The sequence below is a fragment of the Fusicatenibacter sp. genome (genome assembly GCF_977045365.1).
The window spans coordinates 38,895-46,444 of sequence record NZ_CDRRUH010000018.1 but is presented as its reverse complement, the minus strand read 5'-3'; the positions used below and the strand labels follow the sequence as shown (position 1 = coordinate 46,444).

General features: G+C 52.6%; 5 protein-coding genes. 1 reads left to right on the top strand and 4 read right to left on the bottom strand.

Annotated features, from left to right (window positions below):
- Window positions 1-1,443 (top strand): transglycosylase domain-containing protein (locus ACY2VW_RS06145; RefSeq protein WP_461877428.1); only part of this gene is annotated, 1,443 nt, incomplete at its 5' end.
- 96 nt (window positions 1,444-1,539) lie between these two features.
- Here the strand turns inward: ACY2VW_RS06145 and ACY2VW_RS06140 are convergent.
- From ACY2VW_RS06140 to ftsH, 4 genes are all read right to left on the bottom strand, one after another.
- A complete protein-coding gene (locus ACY2VW_RS06140; protein ID WP_461877427.1) occupies window positions 1,540-2,484 on the bottom strand; it encodes an ROK family glucokinase in 945 nt (314 codons plus the stop codon).
- 3 nt (window positions 2,485-2,487) lie between these two features.
- Window positions 2,488-3,423, bottom strand: a complete 936-nt coding sequence (gene hprK / locus ACY2VW_RS06135; RefSeq protein ID WP_461877426.1) for an HPr(Ser) kinase/phosphatase — start codon at window positions 3,421-3,423, stop codon at window positions 2,488-2,490.
- Between the two features lie 94 nt (window positions 3,424-3,517).
- Window positions 3,518-5,377 (bottom strand): excinuclease ABC subunit UvrC, encoded by a 1,860-nt coding sequence (gene uvrC / locus ACY2VW_RS06130; protein ID WP_461877425.1) that lies wholly within the window; start codon window positions 5,375-5,377, stop codon window positions 3,518-3,520.
- Window positions 5,378-5,469: 92 nt separating this feature from the next.
- Window positions 5,470-7,404, bottom strand: a complete 1,935-nt coding sequence (ftsH, locus tag ACY2VW_RS06125) for an ATP-dependent zinc metalloprotease FtsH (protein ID WP_461877424.1) — start codon at window positions 7,402-7,404, stop codon at window positions 5,470-5,472.
- Window positions 7,405-7,550 lie beyond the last annotated feature (146 nt).

Sequence of the window (7,550 nt, the reverse complement as noted above, 5' to 3'; positions counted from 1 at the left end):
GTAGAGCAGGCAGACGGCGAGGTACAGAACTACAGCAAAGAGATGCTGCAGCTCTACTTCCGCAACAGCGATCCGAATTTCGATCTGCTCTTTGACTCCCAGGAGGAGGCACAGAGCTATATCGACCAGTACAAAGCCGCTATCATGCAGGAGGGCGACACGATTGTTGCCGAGCGCAGCAGCTTCACCCCGCAGCCGCAGGCGTGCATGACCGTTATGGATCAGCGCACCGGCTACGTGAAAGCCATCGTCGGCGGACGCGGCGAAAAAACAGCAAGTCTTACCTTCAACCGCGCAACCGATAATTATTCTCAGCCGGGTTCCACGTTCAAGATTCTTTCCGCGTACGGACCGGCGCTCGACCTTGGAAAGATTACACTCGCTACGGTAATTAAGGATGAGCCGTTCAACTACAGCGACGGCACACCGCTGCAGAACTCGGATCTTACCTATCATGGTGATGTTACCGTCCGCCAGGCGATCATCAATTCCATCAATATCCCGGCCGTCAAGGTACTGACCGAAATTACGCCGAAGGTCGGCTTTGATTATCTGAAGAAGCTTGGTTTTTCCAAACTCTCCGAGGAATACGATGTGATCCAGCCGCTGGCTCTCGGCGGTATCACCTACGGTGTCAGTGATCTTGAACTGACGGCAGCCTACGCGGCAATCGCAGACGGCGGCCAGTACCGCAGGCCGGTGTTCTACACAAAGGTTACCGACAGCAAGGGAAATATTTTAATTGACAACACAGAAAACAAGGCAACGCAGGTCTTCAAGGCAAGCACTGCCTCCCTCCTCACCAATGCCATGGAGGATGTCCTGGAAAAAGGTACCGGTGTTGCCGCCCGCCTCGACAATATGCACGCAGCCGGAAAAACCGGTACGACGAACGAGGCCAAGGATCTTGTTTTTGCAGGCTTTACGCCGTATTATACCGCTGCCATCTGGGCAACGTATGACACGCACGCGGAGTTTCCGGAGAGCGACCGTGAATTCCACAAACGTCTCTGGGCAAAGGTTATGAACGAAATCCACGAAGGCCTTGCCGATATGGATTTCGAGACTTCCGCAACCGTACAGGAGGCAACGATCTGTACGAAGACCGGCCTGCTCGCCCGCTCAAGCTGCCCGTCCATCACCGAATACTTTGCGGTATCCGATCTGCCGACCGAGCGCTGCAAGGGCCACTACACCGCGCCGGCCTCAACACCGACACCGACCAGAACACCTTCCGCAGCATCAACCCCGCAGGCAACCCCGACACCGACGGAGGCACCGCAGGAAACTCCGGCTCCGACCGAAACACCTGCCGATCCGCCTTCTGATACACCGGAGACTCCTGACACACCGGATACCCCTGATGCACCGTCAGAACCGGATACCCCGGCGGAGATATCGGAAGTACAGCCGCAGTCCGAAGAGAGCGGCTCTTCCGAATAACTTTTTCAGTCAGTCTATGCACAAAAAACCGGCCCTCTGGCAGATGCCAGCAGGACCGGTTTTTTATACTTATCTTTCGTTTAAAATCTGAATCAATCAGTCGATCAGCATCTTTGCTGCGCCGTAGATACCAGCATCGTTTCCAAGGGAAGCGAGTACAATCGGGGTATCTTTGCATGCGAGGAACGCTGCCTGACGGTAGTATTTTGCCACACCGTCGATCAGAATCTGGCCTGCTTTGGATACGCCGCCGCCGACTACGATAACTTCCGGGTCAACAACGCACGCGAAGACTGCGAGTGCTCTTCCGAGGTATGCGGAGAACTCTTCTACGATGTCTTTTGCTGCTTCGTCGCCCTCTTTTAATGCGTCAAAAACAGCTTTGGCGCTGACAGACTCTCCTCTTTCTCTTAAAACAGACGGAGTGTCATGGGATGCCAGATATTTCTTGGTCAGACGAACGATACCGGTTGCAGAAGTCATCTGCTCGAGGCAGCCGTGGTTTCCGCAGTTGCAGACTGCTTCTTCTTCCGGATCAACACATGCATGGCCAACCTCGCCGCCTGCGCCGTGAGCGCCTGCTACAATCTTGCCGTCCACGATGATTCCGCCGCCGACACCGGTTCCAAGAGTAACCATAACCAGGTTCTTGCTTCCCTTTCCGCCGCCTGCCCACATCTCACCGAGAGCTGCTGCGTTTGCGTCGTTTGCTGCTTTTACTGCCATTCCGCCGAGTTCGTCGGAAAGCTCTTTTACGATATTTTTATATCCCCAGTTCAGGTTGACTGCGATGGAAAGCTCACCTTTGTCATTAACCGGGCCAGGTACGTCGATGCCGACACCGGCAACATCATCTGCTGCGATGCCCTTCTCACCCATTTTTGCTTTTACGCTTTTTGCGATATCCGGCAGAATTTCGCTTCCGCCGTTTTCGGTGCGGGTCGGGATTTCCCATTTGTCCAGCAGAGTTCCGTCTGTCTGGAACAGCCCGCATTTTACAGAAGTACCCCCAACATCGATTCCAAATACATAGTTTGCCATTTTTTACTTCTCCTCTCTTTTTTTCACTAAATTAGCCTGTACACGGCGGTACAGCTCCTGTGCGGCATTGTAGCCCATCTTCTTCTGTCTGTGGTTGACAGCAGCGGTTTCTACGATGATTGCCAGGTTACGGCCCGGACGGATCGGAAGGGAATGGCAGACAACCTTGTTTCCAAGGAACTCAATATACTCTTCTTCCAGGCCCAGACGGTCGTATTCTTTCTCTTTGTCCCACTCCTCGAGCTTGATGACAAGATCGATGGACTGGGTATCCTTTACGCTCTCGACACCAAACAGCGTCTTGACGTCGATAATACCGATACCGCGCAGCTCGATAAAGTGACGCGTGATATCCGGTGCTGTTCCGACCAGCGTAATGTCGCTGACACGGCTGATTTCAACCACATCATCGCTGACGAGACGATGGCCTCGTTTGATCAGCTCCAGTGCAGCCTCGCTCTTTCCGATTCCGCTCTCGCCCATGATCAGAACGCCCTCGCCGAATACATCGACCAGCACGCCGTGGATGGAGATCATCGGGGCAAGCTGGACATTCAGCCAGCGGATGATTTCAGCCATGAAAACGGAAGTCGATTTGTCTACCGCAAAGGCCGGTACCTGATAACGATTGCACAGCTCCAGAATTTCCGGTCCCGGAATCATCTTCGTGGTGAAAATGACACATGGGATCTTGCGGCTTACAAACTCTTCAAACGCGCGGACGCGCTCGCTCTCTTCAAGATGCTGCAGATACGTGAACTCTACATAACCGATGATCTGCACACGCTCATTGGCAAAATGCTCATAGTAGCCGGTCAGCTGCAGTGCAGGACGGTTGATATCCGGTGTTGCAATGACAAGATCTGTCATATCAACCTCTGGTGTCAGGTTGCGGAGATCCATCGCCTCCACCATTTTGGTCATTTCAATTTCTTTCATTTTCCTGTCCTCCGACTTCATTCGACGTCTTTTTAAATCCGTCTCTTCTATGATTTTAGCACAATAAAGCATCACGGGCAACCTGGAAATTTAACTATTTTGACGAATTCTCATTTTCCTCCTGTGCAGGTGCGTGAAAGAATGTGTAAACCTGCTCCGCCGCCTTTTTGTTCATGCCCGGAAGTCCGGAAAGTTCTTCCACGGTTGCCGCCTTGATATCATCAATTCCCTGAAAATAACGCATCAGCTCTTTCCGTCTTGTCGGTCCGATGCCCGGGATGTCGTCGAGAATCGAGTGGACCTGTCCCTTGCTCCGCAGCAGGCGGTGGTATTCGATTGCAAAGCGGTGCGCCTCGTCCTGCACGCGTGTGATCAGTTTGAAGCCCTCGCTGTTCCGGTCGATCGGGATTTCCACGTTTCGGAAATACAGGCCCCTCGTGCGGTGCTTGTCGTCCTTTACCATACCGCAGACCGGAATCGCAAGATCCATTTCTTCAAGCACCTCAAGCGCAATGTTGACCTGGCCGCGTCCGCCGTCCATCATGATCAGGTCCGGCAGCCGCTCGAAACCGCTGTCCTCCTGGATGCCGCGCAGAAAACGGCGGCTTAAGACCTCTTTCATACTGGCGTAATCGTTCGGTCCCTCGACGGATTTGATCTTGAATTTTCGGTAATCGGCGCGCTTTGGCTTTCCTTTCTCGTAGACGATCATCGAGCCGACCGACTGGAAACCGCTGATATTGGAGATATCGTACGCCTCGATGCGGTCGATGGACGGCAGGTTCAGCCATCTGGCGATCTCTTTTACGGCGCCGATCGTCCGTCCCTCTTCCCGCTTGATCCGCTCGCGGTCTTGGTCGAGAACAATCTGCGCGTTCCGCTCCGCCAGTTCCACCATCTTTTCCTTGCTGCCCTTTTTCGGCACACGGATGCGGACCTTCTGGCCGCGCTTGCTGCTTAAATACTCTTCCATCAGCTCCTGCTCGGCAATCTCCTCGGAAATCATGATTTCCCGCGGGATGAACGGCGTGCCGGAGTAGAACTGTTTCATAAATGTGAGCAGCACCTCGTTTTTCTGCTCCTCCTCGCCGATCCGCAGATAATAATGCTCCCGCCCGATCAGCTTTCCATTCCGGATAAAGAAGACCTGCGCCACCGCATCCTCTTTGTCCATCGCAAGCGCAATGACATCCTTGTCCTCGCCGTCACTGTTCGTAATCTTCTGCCGCTCGCCGATCCTGCGCACGCTGTCGATCAGATCACGGTACTCCGCCGCCTGCTCGAACCGCATCTCCTCAGCCGCCTCCGTCATTTTTCCAGTCAGCTCTTTGATAATGTCATTGTAATTTCCATTCAGGAAACTGATCGCCTTTTTGATCTGCTCGCCGTACTCTTCTTTGGAAATGTATCCCTGGCACGGCGCCTTGCACTGGTGGATATGATAGTAAAGACACGGGCGGTCCTTACCGATCTCCTTTGGCAGGCTCTTATTGCAGGAACGGATATCGTACAGCTTCCGCAGCAGTTCGATCGTATCTTTCACAGCTCCGGCGCTCGTGTACGGGCCGAAATATTTCGCCTTGTCCTTCTTCATCTGATGGGAAAACAGAATGCGTGGAAAATCCTCGTTCACGGTCACCTTAATGTACGGATACGCCTTGTCATCTTTCAGCATCGTATTGTATTTCGGACGGTGCTCTTTGATAAGGTTGCACTCCAGCACGAGCGCCTCCAGTTCGGAATCCGTCACGATATACTCAAAGCGGGCGATATGCGTGACCATCCGCTCAATCTTCGGCCCTTTGTTGCGGCTCGTCTGGAAATACTGGCGGACACGGTTTTTCAGCGAAATCGCCTTTCCCACGTAGATAATTGTGTCGTCCGCGTCGTGCATCAGATAGACGCCGGGTTTTCCCGGCAGTTTTTTCAGTTCTTCCTGAATATCAAACGCCATATGACCCTCCTCTTTTTGGGACTGTAATGTTGAAAATGCCCAGCGTGCAGAGATCGTTTTCTCTGCTCCCGCCGGGCCTTTTCACTTTCTTTTTATACTTCTGGATTTACGGTAAAATCCGCCTCCGGAAGTGCTGTATTTTCAACCGCTTCTTCCGCGTTTCCATTCCGTTTTGCAATCACCTGATGAAAAATCTCCATAAATTCTTTTCCGGTGATCGTCTCTTTCTGGATCAGGTAAGCTGCGATTTCATCCATCGCATCGCGGTTAGCTGCCAGAAGTTCTTTTGCCTGCTCATACGACTCTTTCAGGATCTTCATGACCTCGTGGTCGATTTCGGTTGCTGTGGCATCGCCGCAGTTTAAGACCATTCTTCCGTCGAGGTACTGATTCTGCTGGGTCGCAAGACCGATCAGACCGAATTTCTCCGACATACCGTACTGCGTGATCATCGCGCGGACAATCTTCGTCGCTTTCTCAATATCGTTCGAAGCTCCCGTTGTCACGTTGCCGAAGACGATCTCCTCTGCCGCTCTTCCGCCGAGGCACTCGACGATCATCGCCTCGAGTTCGCTCTTCGTGTTGAGGTATTTCTCCTCCTCCGGCACCTGCATGACGTAGCCGAGCGCACCCATCGTACGCGGCACAATCGTGATTTTCTGTACCGGCTCGGAATCCTTCTGCAGTGCAGTAACAAGTGCGTGGCCTACCTCGTGGTAGGAAACGATCTTTCGCTCTTCCTGACTCAAGATGCGATCCTTCTTCTCTTTTCCGACGAGGACAACCTCGACTGCCTCGAGAAGATCCTTCTGGGAAACGGCTTTTCTTCCGTTCTTGACCGCAAGAATCGCTGCCTCGTTGATCATATTTGCAAGATCAGAACCAACGGCTCCCGATGTCGCAAGTGCAATGCCGTCGAGATCAACCGTCTCATCGAGCGATACGTTCTTGGCATGTACTTTCAGGATTTCCACACGGCCTTTCAGGTCCGGTCTTTCTACGATAATCCGGCGGTCAAAACGGCCTGGACGCAGCAGCGCCGGGTCAAGCACCTCCGGGCGGTTTGTCGCCGCAAGGATCAGAACACCCTTGGAGCTGTCAAATCCGTCCATCTCGGCAAGGAGCTGGTTTAACGTCTGCTCCCGCTCGTCGTTGCTGTTGTAGCTGTTGTCACGGCTCTTTCCGATCGCATCGATCTCATCGATAAAGATGATGCACGGTGCATTTTTCTTTGCTTCCTCAAACAGGTCACGCACACGCGATGCACCGACACCGACGAACATCTCGACAAATTCCGAAGCGGACATCGAGAAAAACGGTACGTGCGCTTCGCCGGCTACGGCTTTGGCAAGCAGTGTTTTTCCGGTTCCGGGAGGGCCTACAAGAAGCGCTCCTTTCGGAAGTTTTGCACCGATCGTTGTGTATTTTCCAGGGTTATGCAGGAAATCCACAACCTCCTGGAGCGATTCTTTTGCCTCGTCCTGTCCCGCAACATCGCGGAATGTCACGCCGGTTTCTTTCTGTACGTAGGCCTTTGCTTTGCTCTTTCCTACGCCCATGACTCCGCCGCCTTTGTTCATGCTGCGCATCACCCATACCATGACAGCGACAAGCATCACAACCGGCAGAATGACTGTCAGCAATGTGTAAATAATCGTTCCGGTAGAATCCGGCGGATCTTTGTGGTACGTAATGCCTTTCTCCTGTAACAGATCGACCAGCTCCTGCTCATCTCCCATCATCGTTACTTGATAGGTGATTCCCTCCGATTTCTGGTCTTTCGGCGTTACGGTCAGTGTTCCCGATTTCAAGACAACTTCCTGCACTTCATCGTTGTTTACCATGTCCAGGAATTTGCTATAGTCAAGATCCTCGGAAGTAATTCCCCCAAGGGCATTGTTCAGAAGTCCCATCACCATCAGGCTGACGAGGAGGCAGATCAGGATAATGAGTATCGTCTGTCTGTTTTTCGGTCCTCCCCCGGAGCCGTTTTCTGGTTCCCGGTTCTGATTTTTTCTATCGTCCATGCTTTTCCTCCTTGTATGTCAAACCGCCCCTCTTTTTTTACGGACACTTTAACTCTTACATTATATCGGATTCCCTCTTAATTAGCAAGCCGGACTTTGTGAAAAAAGACTGAATTATCTATACAAAAACGGCCCGCCGACACTCT